The 23,621-nt window shown below is 67.2% G+C and carries 21 protein-coding genes; 2 read left to right on the forward strand and 19 right to left on the reverse strand.

Annotated features, from left to right (window positions below):
• Nucleotides 1–42: 42 nt before the first annotated feature.
• The 18 genes from ABIC21_RS02590 to ABIC21_RS02675 form a co-directional block, all read right to left on the reverse strand.
• Complete coding sequence (locus ABIC21_RS02590; RefSeq protein WP_354348862.1) at nt 43–2,538, reverse strand: putative baseplate assembly protein; 2,496 nt, start codon at nt 2,536–2,538, stop codon at nt 43–45.
• On the reverse strand, nt 2,535–2,933 hold the full coding sequence (locus ABIC21_RS02595) for a GPW/gp25 family protein (protein ID WP_354348863.1): 399 nt from the start codon (nt 2,931–2,933) through the stop codon (nt 2,535–2,537). The genes ABIC21_RS02590 and ABIC21_RS02595 overlap by 4 nt, the downstream gene beginning before the upstream one ends.
• A complete protein-coding gene (locus tag ABIC21_RS02600; protein WP_354348864.1) occupies nt 2,930–3,148 on the reverse strand; it encodes a hypothetical protein in 219 nt (72 codons plus the stop codon). The genes ABIC21_RS02595 and ABIC21_RS02600 overlap by 4 nt, the downstream gene beginning before the upstream one ends.
• A gap of 105 nt (nt 3,149–3,253) precedes the next feature.
• Nucleotides 3,254–3,766, reverse strand: coding sequence for a phage baseplate assembly protein V (locus ABIC21_RS02605; RefSeq protein WP_354348865.1), 513 nt, complete (start codon nt 3,764–3,766; stop codon nt 3,254–3,256).
• Nucleotides 3,763–4,890 carry a hypothetical protein gene (locus ABIC21_RS02610; protein ID WP_354348866.1) on the reverse strand — a complete coding sequence of 376 codons (1,128 nt, stop codon included), beginning with the start codon at nt 4,888–4,890 and terminating at the stop codon, nt 3,763–3,765. The genes ABIC21_RS02605 and ABIC21_RS02610 overlap by 4 nt, the downstream gene beginning before the upstream one ends.
• Nucleotides 4,883–5,200 carry a LysM domain-containing protein gene (locus tag ABIC21_RS02615; RefSeq protein ID WP_354348867.1) on the reverse strand — a complete coding sequence of 106 codons (318 nt, stop codon included), beginning with the start codon at nt 5,198–5,200 and terminating at the stop codon, nt 4,883–4,885. Before ABIC21_RS02615 ends, ABIC21_RS02610 begins: the two co-directional genes overlap by 8 nt.
• Nucleotides 5,200–5,859, reverse strand: coding sequence for a hypothetical protein (locus ABIC21_RS02620; protein WP_354348868.1), 660 nt, complete (start codon nt 5,857–5,859; stop codon nt 5,200–5,202). The genes ABIC21_RS02615 and ABIC21_RS02620 overlap by 1 nt, the downstream gene beginning before the upstream one ends.
• A complete protein-coding gene (locus tag ABIC21_RS02625; protein WP_354348869.1) occupies nt 5,856–6,428 on the reverse strand; it encodes a hypothetical protein in 573 nt (190 codons plus the stop codon). The genes ABIC21_RS02620 and ABIC21_RS02625 overlap by 4 nt, the downstream gene beginning before the upstream one ends.
• Nucleotides 6,425–8,215, reverse strand: a complete 1,791-nt coding sequence (locus ABIC21_RS02630; protein ID WP_354348870.1) for an eCIS core domain-containing protein — start codon at nt 8,213–8,215, stop codon at nt 6,425–6,427. Before ABIC21_RS02630 ends, ABIC21_RS02625 begins: the two co-directional genes overlap by 4 nt.
• Complete coding sequence (locus tag ABIC21_RS02635; protein ID WP_354348871.1) at nt 8,212–8,973, reverse strand: hypothetical protein; 762 nt, start codon at nt 8,971–8,973, stop codon at nt 8,212–8,214. The genes ABIC21_RS02630 and ABIC21_RS02635 overlap by 4 nt, the downstream gene beginning before the upstream one ends.
• 4 nt (nt 8,974–8,977) lie before the next feature.
• Nucleotides 8,978–12,403 (reverse strand): eCIS core domain-containing protein, encoded by a 3,426-nt coding sequence (locus ABIC21_RS02640; protein WP_354348872.1) that lies wholly within the window; start codon nt 12,401–12,403, stop codon nt 8,978–8,980.
• Nucleotides 12,400–12,717, reverse strand: coding sequence for a hypothetical protein (locus ABIC21_RS02645; RefSeq protein ID WP_354348873.1), 318 nt, complete (start codon nt 12,715–12,717; stop codon nt 12,400–12,402). Before ABIC21_RS02645 ends, ABIC21_RS02640 begins: the two co-directional genes overlap by 4 nt.
• Nucleotides 12,714–14,576 carry an ATP-binding protein gene (locus ABIC21_RS02650; RefSeq protein WP_354348874.1) on the reverse strand — a complete coding sequence of 621 codons (1,863 nt, stop codon included), beginning with the start codon at nt 14,574–14,576 and terminating at the stop codon, nt 12,714–12,716. The genes ABIC21_RS02645 and ABIC21_RS02650 overlap by 4 nt, the downstream gene beginning before the upstream one ends.
• A gap of 209 nt (nt 14,577–14,785) precedes the next feature.
• Nucleotides 14,786–16,075, reverse strand: coding sequence for a Pvc16 family protein (locus tag ABIC21_RS02655; RefSeq protein ID WP_354348875.1), 1,290 nt, complete (start codon nt 16,073–16,075; stop codon nt 14,786–14,788).
• Nucleotides 16,072–16,782, reverse strand: a complete 711-nt coding sequence (locus ABIC21_RS02660) for a hypothetical protein (protein WP_354348876.1) — start codon at nt 16,780–16,782, stop codon at nt 16,072–16,074. Before ABIC21_RS02660 ends, ABIC21_RS02655 begins: the two co-directional genes overlap by 4 nt.
• Before the next feature lie 218 nt (nt 16,783–17,000).
• Nucleotides 17,001–17,729, reverse strand: a complete 729-nt coding sequence (locus ABIC21_RS02665; protein ID WP_354348877.1) for a T4 family baseplate hub assembly chaperone — start codon at nt 17,727–17,729, stop codon at nt 17,001–17,003.
• Nucleotides 17,730–17,745: 16 nt separating this feature from the next.
• Complete coding sequence (locus ABIC21_RS02670; RefSeq protein ID WP_354348878.1) at nt 17,746–18,273, reverse strand: phage tail protein; 528 nt, start codon at nt 18,271–18,273, stop codon at nt 17,746–17,748.
• 7 nt (nt 18,274–18,280) lie between these two features.
• Nucleotides 18,281–20,107 (reverse strand): phage tail sheath family protein, encoded by a 1,827-nt coding sequence (locus tag ABIC21_RS02675; protein WP_354348879.1) that lies wholly within the window; start codon nt 20,105–20,107, stop codon nt 18,281–18,283.
• A 370-nt stretch (nt 20,108–20,477) separates the two neighbouring features.
• Between ABIC21_RS02675 and ABIC21_RS02680 the strand changes: the two genes are divergently transcribed.
• Together ABIC21_RS02680 and ABIC21_RS02685 are read left to right on the forward strand one after the other, a co-directional pair.
• The gene (locus ABIC21_RS02680; RefSeq protein WP_354348880.1) at nt 20,478–20,696 is read left to right on the forward strand and encodes a hypothetical protein; all 219 of its coding nucleotides are present in this window, start codon (nt 20,478–20,480) and stop codon (nt 20,694–20,696) included.
• A 56-nt stretch (nt 20,697–20,752) separates the two neighbouring features.
• A complete protein-coding gene (locus ABIC21_RS02685) occupies nt 20,753–21,052 on the forward strand; it encodes a hypothetical protein (protein ID WP_354348881.1) in 300 nt (99 codons plus the stop codon).
• A gap of 698 nt (nt 21,053–21,750) precedes the next feature.
• Here ABIC21_RS02685 and ABIC21_RS02690 read toward each other — a convergent pair.
• Nucleotides 21,751–23,619 (reverse strand): caspase family protein, encoded by a 1,869-nt coding sequence (locus ABIC21_RS02690; protein ID WP_354348882.1) that lies wholly within the window; start codon nt 23,617–23,619, stop codon nt 21,751–21,753.
• Between the last annotated feature and the right edge of the window lie 2 nt (nt 23,620–23,621).

A 23,621-nucleotide genomic window follows, 5' to 3' on the forward strand; every position in this document is an offset into this window, starting at 1 on the left:
TTACCAGGGGCGCCACAGTTGGCCTGCTGCAGCGACACGTGCTCATCGTCCGCCTCCCATCACCACGACGAGCCGGCCGTTCTCGGGCAGGCTGGGGTCCCCCGAAAGTCGCGCGATCTCCAGTCGGTGGATTGGCAGGACGCCTGCGTCAAGCTCGCCTGCATCCGGGCGGTCGAGCCGCCTGAGCCTGGTTACCTCGACGCTGTTCACGCCCGGGATCGCCTGTACCAGGGCCACCACCTCTGAAGTGCGTACACCGGTACCGAATGTCAGCCGGTCGGGGTGGAACAGTCCGAGGCGCCCGTTGGGCAACCTCCGGTTGCCCAAGACATCGAGGACGGCGGCCTTGAGCGCGCCGCGTGAGTGGTGAGGGTCGACGCATACCTCGACGCGGAGGTCGACCGGCACCGAACGTGCAGGCTTAACCGCTAGGTCGTGGCCGAGGCGGCGTACGTCTTGGAGGCTCGCGGCGACTCCCTGGAGCAACTCTGGCCTGGCCTCGTCAGAGCCGAACTCGTCGACGGCGATGGTCGCTTCGTACCAACTGCCCGTCCACACCAGCTCGGCGGCGGCAGACTGGACGCTTGACAGGCCGCCCGCAATGGTCGCATAGTCCTCGGCCGTGACGGCGCGGCGCAACCGCTCGCGGAACGCGTCGGGCGCAAGCAGCTTCGCCTCGGCCACCGGCTCTGGCGCTGTGCCGCCTGTCGCAGGTAGAGGGTTGCGGGGCCGCACGTCGACTCCACTCCATGTCTGCGTGCGCAGCACCATGGTTGTGATTGCATCACGTCCGACGTTGCCCAGCGGTCCGCCACCAACGCGGTACGCCGCGGCGAACGTCTCGCCGCCCGGCGGCAGTTTGCCGAGCTCGCCGTCGCCGAATCGGAGATGGGCGCGGCCGTCGTCGTCGACCTCCGCCACGAAATGCCTGTCATCCGGGCCGCTGCTCAGAAGGTCAGGCCGCGGCGTCCACAGGGATGACAGGCCGGTGGTTCTGAGCGCCAGCGCGGGCAGACCCTGGTGCGGGTCGCGCTGTGACACCGCCGCTGCTGGCCCAGTGAGGTTCACGGGATCGGCGAAGGTCAGGGGACCGTCCTTTAGGACGTGCGTGAACCGGAAGGGCACGGTCGTCGACTCCAGGACAGCGCCGTCGCAGCCACAGGCGCCGACAACCGTCGAGCCGCCCACGGGGCCGAGCGGCTCGGTCATACCCTCGCCGTGGTCGACGAGCACGACATTGCCGCGGGCGACCGAGACGTCCGTGACTAGCGTGCAGTCCGGAGCTGGGAGCCGCAGCGAGACACAGAGCGAGAAGGGCAGGGCGTCTGCCCGGCTCCAAGCGATCTCGATAACGTCGACACCCATTAGCGCGTCGGTCTCCTGGGCGACGGCCGTGAGACGGACGGAGTGGCGGCGGGCCGGGTCGGCGTCGGCCGAGTTGCCCGTGCGGGTGCCTTTGACCTCTTCCAGCACGAGCACGTCGCCGACCTTGAGGCACAGTGCCCGGTCCGGGTCGAGCAGCGTCGCCGAGGTGGTGCCCGCAGACAGGCAGCACTCCTCGTCACCCCAGGTGTAGAACCGCAGCTCGCTGTGCGCCGCCCGGAATGTCACCTCTTCATCAGGGTTGCCGACGGGCTCGAACACCAAGTAGCTCCCGGGTGCCGCTTTGCGCAGATCCTCGGACCGCAACAGGCAATGGTTTCCGGGGATGTCCTGCAGCCCGGGGACGGTGGTCACGAACGACAGCTCGGACCGCGGCACCGCGGGCATGTCGGAGTCGGTCCACACGCTCACCCACGCACGCGCATTGAGCCCCTCGTGCAGGAAGTAGTCGACCAGGCGCACGTGCCGTCGTACGGAAATCCGCCGACGGGCGGTCTGCAGGTAGGCCTCGGTGCCCACCGCGTCCTGGTAGTAGCTCAGGTGGTCGCCGGCGTAGGCCAGCAGCTCGACCAGCGTGATGACAACGTCGCCCTCGTGCCGTTCGCGCCAATCTGGCATGGTCACGGCCAGGCGGTCCAGGATGAGCCGGCGGAAGGTCGCGTAGTCCTTCGCGAGGTAGCTGATCTCTGGCTCGGTCGCCTCGTCGTCATCGTCGCAGCCCTCGTCGGTGTTGCAGTCGAGGTCGGCCGCGCAGTCCAGTCGGAACGTGACATCCGCGCACATGTAACGCGGGTCGAAGCCGTCGACGCCGACGATGCAGACCTGGTATGTCGAGAAGTCGCCGTCGCGGTCCAGTCGCAGTCGCATGCAGTCGTCGCGCTCTAGGTCGCCGCTGGACTCGATCTCGAGGCCGAGAACACGCAGGCCGGTGATCCGCCGGCCGCCCCGGACCACGAAGTTGTCGGGCGTCAGCCCGTGGGGGTGCTTGGGGTCACGGACCGGCGGGACGTCGCCGAAGAAGTGCACGCATAGTGAAGGCCCCGGGAGGACCTCGGCGTAGTCGATGCCGTTGAGACCGCCCTTCCCGTCCCGCTGCCGGAGCAGCTCCGCCCGGCGCCCGCCGGGTCGGCAGACGAGACTCTCGCCCGTGGTCATGCCATCACCTCCCTGGTGAAGGTCGCCGTCGTCGTCGCACCTGTGCGCCGGAGCACGTAGGCGAGGTCGACGCGCAGGGTCGCGTCATCGCTGGCGACGGTCAGGGACTGCACCTCCAGCAGGTCACCCAGCCACCGCTGCAAAGAGGCACGCACGCCGAATTCCACGGCGGCGGCCAGCTCGGGACTATTGGGGGCGAACACCAGCTGCAGGAGGCCGGACCCGAAGTCGGGCCGGTTGACACGCTCTCCCGGACTGGTAAACAGCACCTGCTCTACCATGTCCCGCAGGTGCTCGTTGTCGTCCGTGCGGGCGGTGCGCCCGTGCTCGTCGTAGTGCCAGGGGAAATCCACTTGGATGTTCATCGGGCTCCAGCCGGTCGGGTTGATGGTCATTGCGCGCTCACCCTCGTCTGCACCATCGTCGGCGTCAGGGGCGTCCCCGTGGGCGTGCAGATCGCCTGGCTGTCCATCAGCAGGAGCGGCACGCCGCCCGACGTGACCCGGGTGGCCGAGGTGACCCACTGCGCGGTGATGCACGGGCCGTTGCCGGCAGTGGGCGGTGGCAGGGCGCACCCGGCGACGACGTACGGGCTATTGACGCCGACCAAGGGCTGACCCAGGACGGACACGCGTGGGTTGGGAAAGGTCGGCTGCGCCTGACCGCCGTGGGCGCACAGCACCGTGGCGCCGACGTGGAGCAGGGGGCCCGGCACCTAGACCACCGTCAATGCGCCGTTGTTGATGGACACCGTCGGGCCGGTCATCACGATGGTCGCGCCCTTGCCGTTGCTGATCGTGATGCCGATGTCGTTGACCATGATTACTGCCCCCGTCGAGCTCTTGAGCATGATGCCGCCGGTGGGACCGGGGACGTCGCTGAGGAGGACCGTGTTCTGGAGCCCCGTCTGCAGCACGATGCTCGGGCTGACCGGGTTGCCGGTGAGCGCGAGTGGCGGCACATCGGCGGCCACTCCCCAGAAGCACCCCGACCAGATCGGATAGTCGGCGTCGCCCTGCTCGTACTCAATCCACACTCCGGCCCCGATCTGCGGCACGACGTAGGTGCCCATCGACTTGCCCGCCAGGGGGACGCACGCGGTCGCCCAGGTCGACGGCACTAGGCTCGAGACGTCAGGCACGATCGCCTGGATCCGGCCGCGCTGCTCGGGGTCGATGTTCTGCACGACTGTGCCGCGGTACTTGCCGTAGAACTTCGTCGAACTCATGCGGGAACCTCCGATACTGTCGAGATTAGCCCGTTGCGGGCCAGTGTGAACGACTGCTTGTACTCACCGCGCTTGATCGAGTGCTTGACCTGTGTGACGTAGTAGAGGCCGTCGAAGGCCCGACCGACCCCGCGGACTCCCACCAGCGATCTGGCCTTGAGGATGTGGCCGTAACGCTGCACATCGAGGCTGCCGGTGCCGGTCACGCAGTCGGCCGACCTGCTCGCCTCCGCGAGACCGACGAGAACCGCCTGGATGGGCGAGTACTTCGCGGTCTCGGGCAACGCGTTGAATTTCGTGGGCAGTGGACTGACCAGGCCGAGAGTCGGATTGAGCGGGCCGATGTCCGGGATGGGGACCGGGATGGGCACCTTGGTCTGCTCGTTCTGGATGAAGATGACAGGGAGCGAGCGGGACTGCGAGTCGAAGCTGAACGTGATGGCGTCGGAGTTGGTGTGCGCGTCGAGGTCGACGTTCAGCGCCGGCTGCGGGACGCCGACCTTGACCTTGGGGCCCCAGTAGGCGACGGACATCCCCGGCTCTGGACCGGGCTCGAGGTAGAAGACATAGCCCACCCGTCTGGCCAGCCATTGGAGGTACTCCAGGTCCGTGCCCTTCTGGGTCGGGATCCGGCTGGTCGGGAGGGGGACGTCGAGCATGATGCTGGGCACTATCAAAGGCACGACGCCCAGGGCGAGGTACTTGGCCAGGATTACCGCGACGATCGCCTCCCCCGGCATAGCGGGGTACGGCAGCCCTGTCATCTCAATTTTGTCCATCACCGTTGTCAGGTCTTCGCCCATGACCTGCAGGGTGGAGTGACCCGCGTCCGAGCCGGGCGCGACCTGGGTCTTGGTGACGACGCCGTCAACCAGCACGTGCGGCGTGCCGTTGAGGGTCGCGACCACCACCACGCGCACAATCGGGATCGGGCTGCCTCCGGCCAGCATGAACAAGGTCGGCAGGATCGACCGGTTGCTCATCGTGAACGACAACGAGAAGCCGCCCACGCCCTCGTCCTGCGCGGTCACCTCGACCGACGTCAGCGACTCGAGCACCTCGCGGGGCACCGGGACGGCCACGACGGGACCGACCATCAGCGTCAGGTGCACTCCCTTAAGCATCGGCCACCGCCGGGATCCCGGCAGGGAGGGTAATCCGCAGCCGGCGACCGACCTCCATCAGGTCGTCAGGGCGCATCGCCCGGTTCGCGTCGGCGATCCGCCAGAACTGCTCAGGGTCGTCGAGGTGCGTCGCGGTGACGTTGTCGAGGCGGTCGCCCTCGGTGACTTCGTGCTCGGTGAGCAGCGCGAAGCTCTCGGGCTGCGGGACGAAGCGGCGGCGCAGGTACGCCGACCGCCGTCCCTCGGTGTCTTCGTACACCGCCACGTCGATGGCCGTGTACCGGCTGGTGGGCGGGAACGGGGCGGCCATTAGCGGATCCCCGTCAGGCCGAGCGTCCGCAGGGCGCCGCCGGGGGCGCGGCCCACGAGCTGCTCCTTCTGCTGCAGATAGGTCATGAACAGACCGCCTCCCTGGTGCTGAAACCCGAGGTCGTCGACCGACAGCACGCGCATCCCGAGACTAACCTTCGCCCGGATCGGGTTCAGCGCAGTGTCGAAGGCTTCCTCCGTGACAGAGAACTCCGTCAGCCGCACCGGGACGATCCGGCTGCGGCTCCAAACGAACAGCACGAGCGCCGACTCCATCGGGACTATCTCGAGCGTGCCGGCCCCCGCCAGCGCGTTGTTCGCCTGCAGGCGGCTGCTGCCCGGATAGACGATTGTCTCCATCGCCGCCAGCACCGGGAAAATGCCCAACTCGCTGACCCCCGGGAACTGGTCGGGCAGCTCGAGTTGGTCGGTGGCGTCGATCTCCACGTCCAGCTTGATGGTCTCCACCGGGGGGCCGGTCAGCCGCAGCGCCTCCGCGTGGTCGGGGGTGTCCTGGCCCGCGTTCTTGACCTGCAGGGTCCGGCTCAGCGAGTCGGAGTTGTACTGCAGCGTGATCACCCGCTGCACCGCCGCCGAGGTGGGGTCGACGAGGACCAGGCCGCCCTTGAGGAGGGCGGGCGAGCCGGGGAAGCCGGTCATGGCCGTCCTCCTTCCGCTTCCGCTACTGCCGAACGATCACTGGAGCGGCCGCCACCCACCGTGACGTGACCCGAGGCGTCGACGTCCACAACAACCTCCTGTGCCTCGAGGCCGCTGCGCCACCAGAAGCTCGTCCGCGTTATGCGACCGCTCGCGTCGTCGGTCTCCAGGGCCGGCGCGGTGACCGGGCCCCGGCCCGCCCCCCAAGCCGCGACATCGTCATCAGTGAGCAGCGGCTCCCGCCGGGCCATGGGGTCGAGCATGAAGGCCAGTGCCTGCGCCACCTGTCCGGCAGCCGGCGTCGACTCGGTGCTCCAGACCTCCATTAGGGTCTCTATGGCGTGACCTGGCAGTAGGTCGGGCTCCTCACCGGCGTGCAGCAGGCCAGAGAGCGCGTCCTCGAAGCCGCCCGCGCCCCACGACGCATGGAACAGTCGGTAGCCCGGCGTGGCTGGAACATCGGCGAACGACAACGCCACGTCGTCCGTCCGTAGGACGGCGCCGAGGTCCCGGGCCCGGGCAACGACCCGTTCGCGCAGCTCTCGCTCGGTGATCCCGGCGGTGTTCATCGTGTCCCCACGATCGGGTCAACGTTGGTGTCGAACCACGCCTTGGTGTCGGGGTCCTTGTCGTTCAGCTTCATGCCTTTGCCTCGGGAATCGGGCGCATAATACCAGGCGTACGTCTCGGCGAACCACTCCCCCGCGTCCCGGAACTGGTAGTCGGTCAGCTTGCGCTCGGGCCTTCGAGCCTGGCGCTCGTAGCGCACCCAGATGGGCGTGTAGCTCTCCTGGTAGATGTGCGTGCCGAGGTGCGTACCGCCGTCCTCCCGATACCACGGCATCTGCAGCCCGACGCCCACCGCCTCGAACGTCGGGTCGTCGGTGACGGCCGTCTTCACCGGCGCGGCGAGGCCCGCGTACCAAGGCCGCGCCCTGACCCGGTCGAGCTGTCCAGTGCTCGACCGGTTGGTCATGGAGGTGGCAATCTCGGCCACGACGTCCGCCTGCTGTGGTGCGGCCAGGCCCGCGATCCCGGACTTCGCGTCGGCGATCATGTCCGTCGCGGCTGCCGCATGGGTCGGGTAGGTGTGCCAGCCACCGCGTTCGGGCTTGGCCGGCTCGGGGCCGGCGCTCCAGCGGATGTTCTGGTCCACTGAGTGGCCCGTCTCGTGGCGGATCGTGTTCGCGTCGGCGGAACCCTCCGCGTTGATAGCCAGCTCGCGTCGGCTCGCGCTGTACACCCCAGCGGTGATCAAGTCCCCGGCTGCGGGCTGGGTGAACTGGCCCAGGCTCACCAGCTCCCGGTTCGTCGCGGTGTGTGCCTCGGGGAGCTGATCGAGCACGAGGTAGGTGCTTCGGAGCTGACCGGCGTCCCAAGGGGCGGGGGTCCGGCCCGGCACGGACGTAGGGCCGATGGTCATTTTGAAACGGACCTTGGCCGCCATCGTGAGGGTGGCCACGTCCGAGGTGCTCGCGACCACGGTGCGCAGCAACTTCTGCTGGTCGGGGGTTAGACCACCGGCGGTGAGCTTCCTGATCCACGGGTGCAGATAGAGGCTCAGGTGGCCCGCACTGGAGTTGGACACCAGGCGTGCCAGCCGTCCGACGCCGTTCAGCCGCATCAGGAACGCCTCCTGCTGATCCGGCTTCAGGTTGACGAAGGTGTTGTATACCCGGGTGACCTCGGTGTCGGTGACCGCCCAGTCGAACAGGCCGTAGCCGAGATCGGAGACGGCGTTCCCGGCGGCGCGCGCCGCACCGAGGGCCTGCACCACACGCTGGTAGCCCTGCCCGGAGCGCGCCGCATCGGGCAGGTTGTCGAGCAGCCGGTCGACGTACTTGCTCTCCAGCCGCGCCAGTCCTGCGCCGAGCTGGGCGTCGGGCAGCGCGTTAAGCAGAGCCAGCGACTCCATCGCCTCGGAGTCTGTGACCGCCCAGTCCAGCACGCCGTACGACAGCAGATCCTGAACCTGGTCGATCGCGTCGAGCTGCACGACCGGATCTCCGAACCGTGCCTGGGAGACAGCGTGCCCGACCTCGTGCGCCAGCACCCGGTCGGCGGCCACTCCGCTGGTTCCCGCGCCAAAGAGCACGTGCCGGCCGGCCGTCAAAGCACGCGCGCCGAACACCCGCGCCGTTACGGCGGCGTACCCGTCACGGTGCACACGTACATGGCTGAGGTCGTGGCCGGAGGCCGCGCCGAGAGAGTTAGAAACGGCCGCTGTCAGCGGCTCCCCGGCTGAGGGCAGGCCGCCGACGACCTTGTGCGCGAGGAGACCGGACACGTCGCCACCGGCGACATGGGTGCGGGCGTCCACGTCAACGGTCGCCGGCCGCTCGTGCATAAGGGTCATCGCTCTACCCCCTCGGAGCGCGTCGACAGCCCGGGCACCACGAGCGGCAGCCACGGGTCGGCCTGGTCAGGCGTCAGGTCCAGGCCGACTTGTCGCGCCAGGACCAGGGCGGCGAGGGAGGGTACGTCCACGCAATCGTCGAGGCGGCGCAGGATCGCCTCCCCGGCGATGCGCTGGAGGTACTCGCGGTGGATCTCCTCGCACAGCCAGCGGGCATCGGCAGCGTTCGCCCTTGCGAGCGCGACCAGCAGCGCGGTGCGCAGGGCGTGCGCACCCGTGGGCGCGCCGATCCGGGCGAGCCAGCGGCCGGGACCCTCCCGCCCCAGCACCAGGTCCCGCGTAGCGTAGGCGAGCAGCTGTTCCTCGGTGGTGCAGACGACGGAGCCCTCGCCCAAATAGCTCGCGCCGGGCGGGTCCTGCACCAGCTTGGCCAGGTCGCGGACGACGTCGAGCGCACCCGCCGCGAGCCCGAGCTCCATGCCCTCCAAGCCGCGGCGTGAGTTGGCGAGCGACTGGTCCTCGTCCGTGCCGGGGCGCATTCGGAAAGGGACGGTCGTGAGCAGCACACTCTGCCGCCACAGGTCGCGAACCTCCTCGGGCGCCATCCCCGTCACGGCACCGAGGAGGCCGAGGTCGCGCAGGTAACCCGCGGTGAGGACTGCGCCCACCGGGTCGTCCTCGTCGTGGTCCGGGGCGCTGTCGAGCTGCCGGCGGAGGAACTCCGTCAGCTCGGCGGCCCACGCGTGGTCTAGGCGCAACTGGTCAGGGTACAAGGAGCACCTTCTTCGCCTTGTAGATCCACTCCTTGATCACCATCGTGGCACCGGCGGCGTCCTTGACGACTTCGGTGCTGTAGGCCCGGCCGCGCAGCCGGCCCTCATCAAGGGCTTTGGCCAGGGTGCCGGCCCACTTGCGACCCTCGGGTCCGCCCTCGCGGTATAGGCGCTGGATGTTGGTGACGATCCAGTCGATCTCCATCTGACCCTTGCGCAAGCCGGCCTCGCCGCCCTTGTGCTCGAGCACGTAGATCAGGTCGGCCTCCAGGGACGGTCCTTTGACCGCGATTCCCTCGATCCCCTCGGCTGCTTCCACGGCCAAGTCGTCGAGCCCCTGTCCATGCGAGCCCATCTTGAAGGGCGATGTGAACGCCGTAACCTTCAACCCGTCCTTGGCGGCCTGGGCCCGGCCGCCAAGGACGCCGATGTCGTGCGCGAGGTTGCGACGGGCGAGTTTGACCAGCGGGTCGTCCAGCTTGGTGATCGCCTTCGTCGGGTCGGTCATGAACGCGAGCCAGGCGTTGAGGTCCTTTGCAGCCGTGCCCGCCTGGATCCGCTTGGTGTTAGCGATCATCCCCAAATCGTGGATCGCCGAGTCCAGCAGCTCACGGCGCTTGTAGAGGTACTCGCGCAGCAGGTTCTCGTCGTAGTTTCCTGTTTTCGCAACACGTTCGAGCAGAGTCTCAAGCCGCTGTACCTGCTCGGCGGTGGCGTTCTGGGGGAAGCACGGCGAGGCGCACTTCTTGAGCACCTTGGCCGCCAGCGTGTTCTCCTTCAGGGCTACCCGCAGAGCGTCGTTGCCCATCAGAAGCTTCTCGGTGTCCGGGCTTATCGGACCGGTCGAGAGCTTCACGGCCTGCAGCTCGCGCGCCGCAACCGCCTCCAGCTCTCGCTCAGCCCCGGGCATCAAGGCCTTGGCGGCCGACTTCTCGGTCATGCCGAGTTCCTTTAGCACAGCCTCCATCTTGCGCAGCGTCCCCGGGTCATCGACCCGGCGACCGGCCTTGATCGTCTCTAGTCCCTTGCCAAACAGCACGGCACCCTTGCTCCCGGGACCCAATCCCGTGTACATCCGATAGACCCGGGCGGCCTCGTCGGCCCCCAGTCCGTAGGCCTTGACCACCCTGCTCGCGCGGAATGCGTCCTTTCCCCCCTTGACCACCTTGCCGATCCCCGGCAGAGCGGCGCCGATTCCTATGATCGTGCGCTCGGTGGTTGACAGGGGGTGCCCGAACAAGTCGCGCCCAGACAGGGCCTCCGCGATTCCCACTGCTGCCCCGAGGAACGGGATGAACCCGATCACCACCTCCGTCGCTGTTTGCCAGGACGGGATGTCGACTGCGTCCTCGAAGCTCTCGACGATTGGGTTCTGGGTGGTGAGCTGGAGGGCGGCGAGCTGATCGGGGTTTTCTTTCAGGTAGTCGGCCAGGTCGGTAGTGACGTCGGTTTTGAGGTAGGCCTCGGGGTCGTTGACCAGCCGCTCCAGCGAGCTGTGCAGGAAATCTGTGGCGATCTTGTCGCGCATCAACCGTTCGGCCGGGCTGGCGGTGATGAGCCAACTCTTGGTTATCACCTCGCCGGTCGTCTCCGATATGACCTCCTCGCTCGAATGCGCCGACGAGGTAGGCGTGACCGGCCAAACACGCCGCTCGGCGAGCTTGAGCGCCTTACCGAACTTCTCCGAGCCGCGCTCCAGCGCAGCTTGGCGCCGCCTCTCAGTCGCGACGTCCATCTCCTTCTTGACCTCTGTCGCGATCTCGCCGCGAACGACGACCTTGTACTCGCGGACCCACACGTCCACCGGCGTGGTGGTCGCGAGCTTGGGGTCGTGTTCGTGCTTGTCCAGCCAGGTGATAAACCGGCTGTTGGTTTTCTCGTAACGTTGCTTCTCGGTCGCGGGCATGTTGGCGGCCAACGCCATCTGGCGGCGGGAGAAAGTCAGGAACTCTTCGGCCCGGGTCGGCTTGGTGAGCTGCTCGTAACGCGTCTGTGCGCGTGCCTTGGACTGCTGCCACAGCTGCTCGGGGTCGTCGTACTGGTCGAGGCGCTCGTCGACCTCGCGGTGGTAGAGGGAGACGGCCATGTCGAGCACCGGCATGCCGAAGTTCGTCCACGGCACGTGGTCGCTGAATCGTTCAAGCTTGGTCTTCCGGGCCTGCTCCACCGGGTCGAGCGGCCGGCTCGCACCCGTGGCCTTGGTCGGGTTCGACAACGTGCCCAGCGAGGTGTAAAGCGGGCCTCGGCGGACGGGCTCCAAGGTCACCCCCAGCTGGCTGAACCAGCGCGCGTCCACGTAGGCCTGCGCGATCTTGCTGGCCGCGGCCTCCAAGGTGAGGCCGGCGATGTCGATGCGGGTGCCCAGATCGAAGAGGCCGACCGCCCTGTCCACCACCACCAGCTCGCATACGTCGTGCGGGTCGGTGACGCTCTCGCCCGTAGGGCTTGTCACGGTGTTTCGGACCCCGCGCGAGGAGAGAAACGTCAGCCGCAGCACGTCACCTGGCATCACGTAGCCGCTGTCAGGCGACATCCGCAGCTGGACCAGGGCGTAGTACGACGCCTGGAGGTCTCCGGGCAGCTCCGCGCGCAGCGTCTGCCAGTCGTCTCCCATCTTCATGGCCTGCACGACGTCGTAGAGCTCCACAGGGTCCGACTTCTCCAGCGCCAGCAGGATCCCGAGCGCAACTGCCGCGTCCTCGTCCGTGACGACCCAGTCAGTCAAGGTACGCCCGAGTAGCTGGTGGATCCGCTGCCTTGGAGTGCCTTCGCCAGCGCCGCGTGCCGTGTTGGTAAGCGACCCGGCGACCCAGGCGCCGAGGGTAGCCCCCGCGGCCAGTCCGACAATGGCACCGAGCGGTCCCGCGAGGGCACCGACTAGGCCGCCGACTACCGCCCCCGCGAGGCCGCCCAGCACTGCCGAGGACGTGCTGAAGCTGACGCCGCCGTGCCGTGCCGCCGGGCGCACGACTTGCACTGACGGGCTGAAGGCGTCGATCGACGTTAACCGGGCCTCGTTCTCGGCTTTTACCTCGGTGGTTGGGTCGTAACGCCCACTGTCGTCGTCGCGCGCATCGTCCTGCTGCACCACGTGTGTCAGCTCGTGCGCCATCAGTGCCAGTCCTTCAGGGGTGTCGGTACTGCCAGCGCGCGGTCCGAGATAGACGTCGTGGCCGAGGGTCCACGCCAGCGGGACTTGCCCTCCAGAGGCCACGGGCGGCCGGGCCGAGGGGTGCACGCGTACGGCAGTGAAGTCGTGGTCGAATCGGCCCTCCATGAACGCTCGGACTCCTGCGCCGAGAGGTACGCCGGCACCCGCCGCGGGGGTATGGCGGACGGCCGGCGCGGCATGCGGTCGACTGAGACCGGCGGGGGCGAGAGTGCGGCGCTCGTGTGTCGACTGTGGGCTAGTCATGGCCGCACTTCCCCGCGGATGCTCTCGTAGACCTGTTGCGCCACGCGGGCCGCGCCGTCGACGGCCGACCCTCCCCGGAGGTCGATGGGGGCCGCCTTCTTGGACGGTTCGTGGTCGTAGCGCGAGGTGGCGTGGTCCGGCCGGCCGGGAAGACCGTGCTGGGTCAGCAACCGGGCCAGCTCACTCTCGAGCCCTGCCCGGAACCGCTCTCGATCCCCTGGCTTCCATGAAAGGCCGTCGAGGACGAGCCGCTCGATGCTCAGGTCGATCAGGACCTCTCGCTGCGGGCCGGGCTGATGGTTGGGGCGGATCATGCCGAACCCTCCGCAAGTTCGAGCCAGCGGAAGTCCGACTCGTTGACGGGCTTCTCCAGCTTGCGCAGCTCGGCGCGCGCCGCGTCGAGCATCAACGGCATGGTGATCCGGCTGCCCATCGCCGCCGCGGCGAACGCCGCGTTGAGGGCGACCGTCTGGATACTCCCTCCGGTCAGGTCTAGGCGTGCCAGCCGGGCGACGTCCAGCTCACCTGCCTCGGCCTGTTCGGGAAAGACGTGCGACCAGATCTCCGTGCGTTGGGCTACCCCGGGGAAGGGGAACGACACGATGAAGCGCAGCCGGCGGAGGAACGCCGTGTCCATAGAGCTCTTCCGGTTGGTGGCCAGGATGGCCAGGCCGCGGTAGTTCTCCAGCCGCTGGAGCAGGTAGTTGATCTCGATATTGGCGTAGCGGTCGTGGCTGTCCTTGACCTCGCTGCGCTTGCCGAAGAGGGCGTCTGCCTCGTCGAAGAATAGGATTACACCGCCGCCTTCCGCGGCGTCGAAGAGGCGGCGCAGGTTCTTTTCGGTCTCACCGATGTACTTGTCGACGACGGACGACAGGTCAATCCGGTAGAGCAGGAGGTCGAGTTTGTGCGCCAGTGCCTCGGCTGCCATGGTCTTGCCGGTGCCGCTCTCGCCAGCGAAGAGCACGCTGATTCCGAGACCGCGATTCATCCGTTTCCGGAAGCCCATGCCGTCGTAGACCTTGCCGCGGTTCGAGACCTGGTCAAGGATCTGCTCCAGCTGCTGTTTCTCGGGGTCGGGCAGTTGGAGGTCGTCCATAGTGGCCTTCGGGTCCAGGCGCTGGGCCAACTCGTCGAGGACCGGCCGCGAGTGCAGGAGGCAGGTCCGCCAGAGTGCGGTCAGGCGCTGCTCCCCCGCGAGATCCGCAGTCTCGTGTGCGATCCGGCGGATGGTGGCGAGGTCGAGGTCGAACTGGCCGGCCAAGCGCGACGGCGCGACGTCGTCAACGGATGCGCGCAGCGCATCCTGCCACGTCGACAGCTGCTCGGCCGGCATCGGGCGGGCCACGTCGACCGGGACGACCGCCGTGTCGGTGACGTCCGGCCACATCTCACGCACATCCAGCAGGACCAAGCCTGGCCTCTCGCGCAGCCATCGGCGCATCGAGTCCGCGGCTGCCCCGCGGCGGTCGATGTCGTGCGCGTCGATGTGGAGGCCGACGGGCGCGAGCAGCGTCTCGCGGTGCCACAGGCGGCTCAGCGACTCGAGGTCGGCGCGCGCCGAAGGTAGGTCCTCGGCGGCCAGCGTGAACAGGTGCAGGTTGGCAATGCGGGCCACTTCCCCGGCCACCAGCCGCTTGCAGGCCCGGTCGGGGCCGAGCAGCAGGACGGCGGGTGCCGGCGCGCCGTCGGCCGAGATCCGTTGCATACCGGTGGTCACCTCTTTGGCGACGGACTGCTGTGAAGGCGCGAGGTCGTCCGAGGAGGTCTTGGGCATCGGGCGCAGGAGCGGTCGCAGGCGCTCGTCGAGGTGGTGCAGGCCCTTGATGAAGCTCACGATTCGGTCGTCGGCTCGCAGCCTGCTGGAGGTCAGCGGCTCTGGTCCGGTCCGGACGACGTCGACCAGCTGCCAGTGGCGCAATGGGCGTTCGGGTGAGATTGCATCCCACCCCGGGTCGTCGAACACCGACATTGCCAATGCGAAGGTCGGGTAGTCCATCGCGGGCACGCGGTGGACTCGTGCGCACAATCCCGCGATGCGGGTGTCGAGCTCCATCGCGACCGAGAGCAGCAGCACGTTGCGCTCGAAGGCGGTCATACCCAGGCGGCGCGCGAGCACGATTAGCGGTGGTGGGTCGTCCTGGTCCTCTGCTGCGTCGAGGGAAATTGGCACAGCGGCCGGGCCGGGCCGCCCGATCGCCGCTGCGGGCACCGCAGGAGGCCGGGCCGTACGCCGCGCGAAGAACGCCTTTGGCTCCTGCGTCGTCGCTGTGGTGTCAGCTCGTACCTCCGGTGTCGCGGCCGCCTCGAGGCGCTCCCTCAGCCAGGCAACGGCCCCGGTGAGGAACTTGTCGTTGGCGGCGAACCAGTCGTCATACTCGGTCATGTCACTGACACCTGCTGGTCGGGCTCGAAGGTGGGCATCGGCGGGTCGCCTGAGTACTTCACGGGGATGCTGTCGACGCCGTCGACACGCAACCGGACGGGGTAGGTCTCCCTCGGCACCTCGGGTACCTCGAAGGTGATTGTCGTCGGGGTGTCTGCGAACGTCGGTGAGGCGGGGTCGGGCTGCGTAAGCGATTTTGGCGCGAGCTGGCGACCCGCTAGGAGCAGGGTGACTCGCTGCCCCGGGCGTACCCGAGGGGTGCAAGTGACCGTCAGGGTGCTGCCTGGAGCGGCGGGACCTTCGGCGGCCTTCGGGGCAACCGTGATAGACGGGGCGAGCGCCATGGCCACCGCGTTGCTCACCACGGCCGGCAGGTCGGGCGGCGTGAGCACAGCTGTCACGGAGACGAACCCTGGCGCCCACCGGCCAAGCGCGTCGGGGTCCTCGGCTAGCGGCAGTACCCGCAGTGATACTTGGTCTGCTGGCTCGCCGGGCATCGGTGGTCGGCGCTGCAGCTCGACAGGCGGCAGCGGATTCGGGAGCAGGCTGGCGAGGCGGAAAACGGTCGACGGGTCCGTGAGCCGGGTGCCGTTGACGAGAACCTCCTCGCCCAGCCGAACCGCCGCCTGGCCGCGCGGCGGCACAAGCGCATGCACGGCCGGGCCCCCTCCACTGACGGCCACCGGGCCACGGTCGTTCGGGCCCCGGGTGAGCACGGGTAGAGCGCTACGGGTGGGGCGTAGGCTGTCGATGAGCACGACGCTCACAACGTACGCCGCCGACAAGCGGTACTGCGTGGCGAACCCGCTCCACAGCTTGGACAGGTCGTCGACTGACAGCGGCACGGGGCTTATCCGGATACGCTCTCCCTGCTCCTCGACATCGCTCCCAGGGAGGGCCGCGCGGATCGTGTCACCGTCGAGCAGCGGGTGGTCGTGCAGGACGCTCATGGCCGCTCCCAGCGCTCGATGGCTCGTCGCTTTGCTGTCGGTATCCTCCGCGCCGTAGGCCGTCAGCAGGTAGTGCAGGTCAAGCGCGAGTGCGGGGAAGCCGGCTTCGCCCGGCCGCACCGCCAACGGTGGATTGAGGTTGCTCCAGCCGGCGTTGGTCGCCGTCCGGTAGAGAAAGAGGTTGAGCGAGGGGCCGCTGAGGTTGGTGCGCGCCGCGTCGGGCGTCCGGGTGGTGACTTGGAGCCCGACCAGAGCGGAGTCGAGCGCCGGCACGGCGGTGTCGAGCAGGCCGCGCAGAGCCAGTGTGATCGCGGCCACTGACAGCGAGTTGCTCACGACCGGCTCCCCTGGTTGCGTCGCTCCAGGTAGTCGTCGAGGCTCTGCGTCCTGTGCTCGCGCCGCGAGATGCGTGTCGGTGCGGGGTCGGAAACGGCTCGGATCTCGAGTCGACCGATCGACACCCGCACGACGGATTCTGCGGGACGGGACAGCTCGGGCGTCCCGCTGGCCTGCTCGGGGCGCGGCACCAGGACCTCGCGGCGCGTGGCAATGACCGGGAAACCGCCCTGATGGCCGTCCGCCTGACTCACCGGCCACTCGGATTCCGGCACGGTGAGCTCGGTGGTGCGGGGTCGCGGTGCGGGACCTTCGTCAGTCGGGCGCACCGAGCGGCGTGGCTCGGGGGGCGTACGGGCCTCCGGCGACGGTCGACGTTCGTGCGCCCGCGGGATGTCCTCGTCGGACGCTGCGGGTCCGGGTTGCGGCGCCCCCCTGTCGTCGTAGTGGCCCGGCGTGCTGGCGCTGCTGGCCTCGACCAGAACCTGCCGCTCGACGCGGACCACCTCTTGTCGGTCCCGAACAGGCTCATCCTTGGTATGGGAAGGAGCAGCCGCGTCGGTCAACGGCCCCGCCCCGGTCACTGGTGAAGCCGCGTGGCCGGGCGGCGCCGGCCGGAACGGTGCCACCACTTCGTCGCCGTCGTGGTCGCCCGGCGTGCTGGCCTTGCCGGCCTCGACCAGAACCTGCTGCTCGATGCGGACCACCTCTTGTCGATCCCGGACCAGTTCCTCACCGCCATGGGAAGGAGCAGACGTGTCTGGCCACGGCCCCGCTGCAGCCACTGGTGAAGCCGCATGGTCGGGCGGTGCCTCGAACATCGTCGGCAGTCGAGGCATCAGACTTCCGACAGTCCCCCTCTCGCGTGCTACGAGCGAGTCGAACAGGGCGCCGACTGAGCTGTCGTGGTGAACGATGCGGTGGCTCATCCGGTCACCAGCCCCAGGTATGCCGCTCGGCGATGAGGCGTCATCGCCAGGATATCGCGCTCCCGCCACCCGTAGGCGCGAGCTAGGGTATGCACCTGGCGCAGCATGCGGGGCGCCCAGGCGTTCACCTCGGTCCAGACAAACCCCACAACGTCGAGTACCTCGGTCCACCGGTGCCCGCACTCCGCGCAGTCCAGGGCCAGCTCCATCGAAGCCCCAGGGTCCCGCCTGGAGATCTCCTCGGCGAGCCGTTCAGCAACCGCTGCCGGCACTCGGCCCGCGGATGACCCCGCGACCCGCACGACGCAGCGGTCGAGCAGAGTTGCGGCCGCCTCTCGTGTTGGTCCCTCCCCGAGCACGGCGAGGACGTCTGCACTGGTTGGCGGCCGGACCATGACAGCGTAACCGTCGACGATCACGTCGACCGGACCTGAACTGCCATGGGTCTCCGGGAGCGACGCGAGCAGGGCCGACACGCTGAAAGCAATGTCCAGCTCCGCGCCGCACGCAGGGCACGAACCGATCGCCTGCACGTGATCACCGAAGAGGTCTCCTCGGAGTCGCAGCAGGGCGACGTCGCGCTCACCGAGCGACAATTGCGCCAGCTGGGTGCTGCTCATGCTGGGGTGCGCCGCCTCCAGCAGGCCGAGGGCTCGACGCGTGTGCGACGCGGCGATGCCTCCCTCCCAAGCCTTGAGCAGACCGTCCACTGTAGCTGGTCCCATGATCGCAGGTGCCCGGTCAGGAGGGTTCGGTGAAGCTGGGCTCGGCTGGTTCAGGCACTTCATAGTCGCGTTCCCAGCCCTCGTTCTCGAGCTTGAGGTGCTGGATCGCGACGGCGTTGGCGTTGGCGTCGAGGTCGGGGAGCGACTGGTATTCCGAGACCCAGCAGCGGAATATCTTGTAGGCGATTGCGAGCTGTCCTGCCTCGTTGTAAACCTCCAGGGTGATGTCCTTGCGGAAGTCCTTGAGCGACACCTCTGCCCCCAGGCCGGACCCGTAGTTCCATACCTTGTTGGCCCATTGCTCGAAGTCCCGGTCGTGGGTGACTCCGCGCTCGATGGTAATGGCGTCGTACTCAGTGCGGCCCGGGGACTTCCGGCTCGACGAAGGGTCGCCGCCCTCGCGGTGCTTGACGACCTCCGTTGTCCGTTTGAGGCCGCCGACCTTGCTGACGCCAGCAACGTAGCGGTTGTCCCACTTCACCCGAAACTTGAAGTTCTTGTAGGGGTCGAAGCGCTGCGCATTAACACTAAACTGAGCCATCATTGTCCTCCTACGCCTGGATCTGTCCGGCCAGCTGCTGGATCGTGATGACGACGAACTCCGCAGGCTTGAGCGGGGCGAAGCCGACCAAGATATTGACGATGCCAAGGTCGATGTCGTTCTGCGTCGTGGTGTCCTTGTCGCAGCGAACGAAGTAGGCCTGCTGGGGCGTGCTGCCCTGGAACGCGCCCTGCCGGAACAGGTTGTGCATGAACGACCCGAGATTGAGCCGGATCTGCGCCCAGAGCGGCTCGTCGTTCGGTTCGAACACCACCCAGTGGGTCCCGCGATAGAGACTCTCCTCGATGAACAGCGCCGTCCGCCGCACGGGCACGTACTTCCATTCCGACGCGAGCCGGTCATCGCCCTGCAGGGTGCGGGCACCCCAAACGACGCGTCCGGCGGCGGGCATGGCCCGCAGGCAGTTGACGCCGAGCGGGTTGAGTTCGCCGTTCTCGGCGTCGGTGAGCGGCACATTTAGCTCCGGCACGCCAACCAGGGTGGCCGCCATCCCGGCCGGCGCCTTCCAGACTCCTCGTTCGGTGTCAGTGCGTGCCATCACACCCGCGACGGCGCCGCACGGGACGAAGCTGTCCATCTGGCCCCCGCGTAAGGGATCGGGCTGGCGCAGCCGAGGGAAGTACAGCGCGGCGTTCTTGCTCTTCGTCCCCAACACCGCCACACCAGCTTTGGCCGCGTCCTTGTCGACCCACATCGACGGCGGGTCGACGAGGAGCATGGCCCGACGCTTCTCGCAGTACGCCGCGGAGGCAGCCACCACAGACTGATCGACGTTGCCGTCCTCAAGGTATGGCGGCAGGCACAGGAGGTTGAACAGGTCGGCTTTGCGCAGGGCGAAGAGCCCTGCCTTCGTCTGCTCCTTGCCAGGACCGATGAAGTCGTTGGCCTCCAGCAGGCCCCCATCGGACGCCATCCCGCCGACGTCGACTTTGGCGTTGGTGGCCGGCTTGTGGTCCCTCCAGACGTCCGTCTGTCCGTTTGCGAGGTCCGGCGAAGCGGCGGGCCGCGTCGCGGGCAGGGCCGCGGGGTCGGTGACCCGGATCAGCCGCGACTCGTTTGCGAGCACCTTGTCGACGCGGCGTATATGTCCGGAGGTCACCGAGAGGTTGCGGTGGTTTTCTATCAGGCCGGTATGGCCGTCGCGCACCGTCAAGTTGAACAGGTCGGCAACCCCGCCTGCTACATCATGGTCGACGCGCGCTCGTAACTGGTTGCCCCAGGCGCCAGGGCTTACCGCCACCAACGGGATGCCCACGTCAAAGGTCGCACGGTCCTGCGGGGTCGCGCCGGCCACGGCACCGTCAGCCGCCGCCTTCACGCTGGCCACGGAGATCGTGCTCGCCGCTTCGGCGGCGTCGGCCACGGCCTTAGCGGCCGATTTCTCCGGGTCGTTGGGGTAAGTGTCCGCCTTCGCCCGGCACGCTGCCGCCGCGGCCGCAGCGTCGGAGCCCTTCGCCTCGGCCGCTGTGTCCTTAGCGGCCTGTGAGCCGTCCTTGTCGGCGGCATCGTCTGCGGCCTTCTTCACGTCGGCGGGGGTAGGCTTTGCTGCCGCAGCCGTTTCGGCGGCCTTTGCGACATGATCGGCAGCACTTTTCTCATGAGCGGTGTTGTAGCTGTCGGCCTGCGTGCGGGCGGCCGTCGCTGCGGTGGCAGGGTCTCCCCCAGTGGTCGCGGTCGCTGTTGCCTGAGCTGCGACCACGGCGTCGGCGCGATCCTGGTCCGAGGCGAATACCGCATGGTGCAGGCGGACGATGACGGCCTGGCTGCCGCCGTTAAGGTAGAAGTCGCGAACGGCGTACCCGAGTTTGCTGTTCAACGACAGTCCTCCAAAAAGCCGCTCGAAGTCACTGAAGCTATTGATTGTGACCGGGTCGTCCGTCGGGCCACGGTCGGCCCGGCCTGCGAAGGCTGCGATCGCTGTCGCGACTCCGGTGATAGTGTTTACCCCGCTGCCAGCCTCGGTGACGTATACCCCTGGATAACTCGTAGTAACAGGCACTGGCCCTCCTCCATGGATGCCTCAGCTCGGGTGAACCCGAGACCCCGACAGATCGCACAAACCTCAGTGGATCCAACCTACCGACGAGGCGTTACTGCCGCGTTACTGGAGAATTGGACGGACTTTATCCAGTCACTCCTAAGCTTCACGGGAGCCGACAGGGAAGCCTGTCTCAAGTAAAAAAAACTTGAAGCTTCCATTATCGGCCAGGGACCCGATGGGCTGGTTGCCAGGGATGCGGGTCTGGACTCCGCAGGACCACCAATCTTCCATCACGGACTTCGATTTGGTGTCCCTCGGCCACGCCGAGGTGCCTGGCTACCTCGCTGCGCGGGTCGGCGGGTATTACGTGGAATCCGCACCGACGACGGCTGGGATGCCGGCCTCCCCCGACCCTGCGTGCTGATCCACCCACTCAGTGGACCAAACGCCGTCGTCATCGCCCAGGACAAGGCGAATTACGTGAACGAATGGCAGCCTGGAAAGACACTGGGACCGGCAGGCCTTACGCTGGCTATCGCAGGCGGAACCATCTCAATCCTTAGTTTCGATCTCCCCGGCAAGAAACCACGCTTCCGCGTCCAGCACCAGGTGGCAAAGCCGATCGTAGCCGGCCCGGCGATGGATGTGTTTGGCGGCGTTGCAGTCGGCGGCGGCGGCATCATCATCGTCGGCGGAAAGGTCAATAGGGTCCCGCCGAGGAGCCCCGTGATTGCCATGCTAACCCGGCTGGCCAGGTCAGCTCGGCCGAAGGGAGCCTAGGCGAACAAGCCCGGACAGCAGTCACCGGAGCCGTATTAAAGGAGATCGAGCAGTTGGCCAAGAACGCACGCCACTAAGCACGCCCCACCGATCGGCTCGAGCCCCGCGGAGCACCCATGCAGCAGCAATGCTGGATGCCGGTGCCACGTTCGGGAGACCGGAACGACTGCAAGCCGAGAATGACCAGAACATCCGGAAGCAAACGCTACCGATGCCGGTTCAAAGGCGGCGTTGACGTGGACATCGCGGCGGTCGTCCTGACGCGGTCCTGAGTCCACGCACGTTCTCTCGCCGATTCGGCAAGGGCCCCTTTTACCGTGCACGAGGTACCGGTGAAAGTCCTCGGGTCTCCTTCGATATACCGCCGCCATGGCTGATCCTGAATCAGGCTGGCCCCAAATTCGTCCTGTTCGAGCGAGTCTCTTAGAGCAATAGCGCAACAGACCGCGCCACACAGGACAGCCCCGCTACCGTAACAATGTCCGGCCCTTCTTGCCGATGAACTGCTCGAACGCGCCGTTTTCGCGGTCTTTGCTGTAGTAGCCGTCCGGTCGGGACGGAACGAGTAGGCGGCACGCCTTGTCGTCTCCTTACGGCCGGCCGCGACGCGGTCAATCGTCTCCATCGTGGCGCATCACTAATATTGGCACCCATGCTGCGGCTGGCTGCCGATCCAGGCCGAGGCCAGGAGCCCGATGTCACGGATATGGAAGGTTTACCGACTCAACAGGGCTCAGGATGACCGGGAAGAGGCTTCCTGGTTGCATCCTGGGCAACACTTCGGCCAGACGTTTTCTCAATTCGATCACACCGTCGCCCGCGGCTGCAAAGGTATGCAGATGGGTCAACTGCCGCCAGGCCAGAGCCGTTGCGTCCGTCGTGCGAGGCAGCGCAAGTGCGGACAGCCGAGTGGGAACGACGGATGTGGCATATTCGCGACCCCGAGACTCGAGTAGAAACACTCCAAGGTCCGACCAGTTCGAGTACACGACCGCTGCGTCCTCAACCATCTTCGGATCGAGGCGGTGACCAGCAGCCAACCGAATGTGCCCCGCCACGATGAGAGGCAGCGGTGAGGGCGAGGCTCCCGTGACGACATCTGACAGCTCGCCATCAGAGAGGATCGGCAACGCCGCCACCGCACTCTGCTCATGGTAGGTTCGCCACGCTTCCGCCGTGCGACCCAAGGCGTCCGTGTTCGCTAAGTCGAGATCCGTTTCGATATGGACGAGCCGACCGCTGTCGTCACGGGCGAGACGGAGGGCGAATAGCGCGCCGTGACCGACCCACGGAAGATGACAGTCGAATCGACGACCAGTGCCGCCAGGTTCCTCGCTGAGCGTCAGCACAGCTTCAATTGGGTCGCTGTCCACCCGGATCACGATGTCGTACAAGGACGTTCCCCGGCGATCGACCCGGACAAGGGTGAGTTCAGGAGCCGGACCTGACTCCTCGCCTAGCGTACCGAAATGCTTGCCTGACCAGATCTCAGCCATACCAGCGTCACCAAACGGATCTTCCCCCTCGTTGGCTCCGATCAGCTGGCCAGACGTGGGGTCCACGAATTCGACTGTCGCAGTTCGACCCAGTCGCTCAGATTCCCGCACGCTCGGCGGGCTGGTTGGAGCGAACCCGTCACATGCAAGCTCGCTCATCACGAAGCGCCCTGCCGACTGGCCGCCCTTCATCACTCGCTGCGTTCCGGCGCTCTTATACGTGCGCAGTAGTTCGGCGATTCGGGCGTTCATATACTCCTGAAGCTGGTCGATTGGCATAACGCAGTCATCGCTGTCATGCACCACCGAGTCGGCAGGGGGAGCCGTGAGTCCTGAGAGCAGCGCTTGCCCAAACAGGGTGAGACCGTCATCGACAGAGCGTGGTCCGAATGCCTGCTGCCCGCTGGAACTTCCATACAACACAGGCGCATCCAGATCCGGGTTGGACCGGGAGTTGTCCAGTGGGTTGAGCACCTGTGTACCGGTGAGGCTTACACCAAGGTCGCGCAGACGCGGATGATCGTTCCGGCAGGCGTCGATCAAGTAGAGCTGCTGCGAGACGCCGCAGGCAGCCAGAGCCTGACGCAAATCTCTGACATTGATCGCGCGGTTCACCAAGCCGCGTTGGAGGTAGTCACTCGGTAGCAATAGCTGCTCATCCAGCATCCGCTCCAAACCGTGGCCGCTGAAGAAGAACACCAGTCGACTGCGCTGTGCATTCTTGGCTGAAAGTTCGCGGGCTGCGGTGTACCACTCCCAGATCGCATCCTCGCAGTTACGGAAGGTCGGTTCCAAAACTCCGGCAAGGCCCGGCTCCGCCCGCAGCTCGTCCTCGGTCGGTGACGCGAGGAGCCAGCAGCGGGCGAGCGGTTTGCCGGACACTCGGTACGCCTCCCGCAGCCACTCCGCAAAACGGTAGGCAGTCAGCGCCGAAACGCTGAGCTCAGACAATCCATAAGTGTCCGTAGTGCGGCTAATTCCAGGCTCGCCCCCGAGGTGCGAGTAGCGGCTGGCGCCGATGACCAGCGCGAGCGTCCGAGGACCTTCGCCACGCTTTTCCGGGTCGGTCACGC

This window comes from Pseudarthrobacter sp. PvP090 (assembly GCF_040547365.1).
Lineage (GTDB): Bacteria > Actinomycetota > Actinomycetes > Actinomycetales > Micrococcaceae > Arthrobacter.

What these genes read in the sequence shown, in the direction of transcription:
- ABIC21_RS02590 (WP_354348862.1), bottom strand. Translation starts at nt 2,538, where the DNA reads ATGACCACGGGCGAGAGTCTCGTCTGCCGACCCGGCGGGCGCCGGGCG.
- ABIC21_RS02595 (WP_354348863.1), bottom strand. Translation starts at nt 2,933, where the DNA reads ATGACCATCAACCCGACCGGCTGGAGCCCGATGAACATCCAAGTGGAT.
- ABIC21_RS02605 (WP_354348865.1), bottom strand. Translation starts at nt 3,766, where the DNA reads ATGAGTTCGACGAAGTTCTACGGCAAGTACCGCGGCACAGTCGTGCAG.
- ABIC21_RS02610 (WP_354348866.1), bottom strand. Translation starts at nt 4,890, where the DNA reads ATGCTTAAGGGAGTGCACCTGACGCTGATGGTCGGTCCCGTCGTGGCC.
- ABIC21_RS02615 (WP_354348867.1), bottom strand. Translation starts at nt 5,200, where the DNA reads ATGGCCGCCCCGTTCCCGCCCACCAGCCGGTACACGGCCATCGACGTG.
- ABIC21_RS02620 (WP_354348868.1), bottom strand. Translation starts at nt 5,859, where the DNA reads ATGACCGGCTTCCCCGGCTCGCCCGCCCTCCTCAAGGGCGGCCTGGTC.
- ABIC21_RS02625 (WP_354348869.1), bottom strand. Translation starts at nt 6,428, where the DNA reads ATGAACACCGCCGGGATCACCGAGCGAGAGCTGCGCGAACGGGTCGTT.
- ABIC21_RS02630 (WP_354348870.1), bottom strand. Translation starts at nt 8,215, where the DNA reads ATGACCCTTATGCACGAGCGGCCGGCGACCGTTGACGTGGACGCCCGC.
- ABIC21_RS02640 (WP_354348872.1), bottom strand. Translation starts at nt 12,403, where the DNA reads ATGACTAGCCCACAGTCGACACACGAGCGCCGCACTCTCGCCCCCGCC.
- ABIC21_RS02645 (WP_354348873.1), bottom strand. Translation starts at nt 12,717, where the DNA reads ATGATCCGCCCCAACCATCAGCCCGGCCCGCAGCGAGAGGTCCTGATC.
- ABIC21_RS02665 (WP_354348877.1), bottom strand. Translation starts at nt 17,729, where the DNA reads ATGGGACCAGCTACAGTGGACGGTCTGCTCAAGGCTTGGGAGGGAGGC.
- ABIC21_RS02670 (WP_354348878.1), bottom strand. Translation starts at nt 18,273, where the DNA reads ATGATGGCTCAGTTTAGTGTTAATGCGCAGCGCTTCGACCCCTACAAG.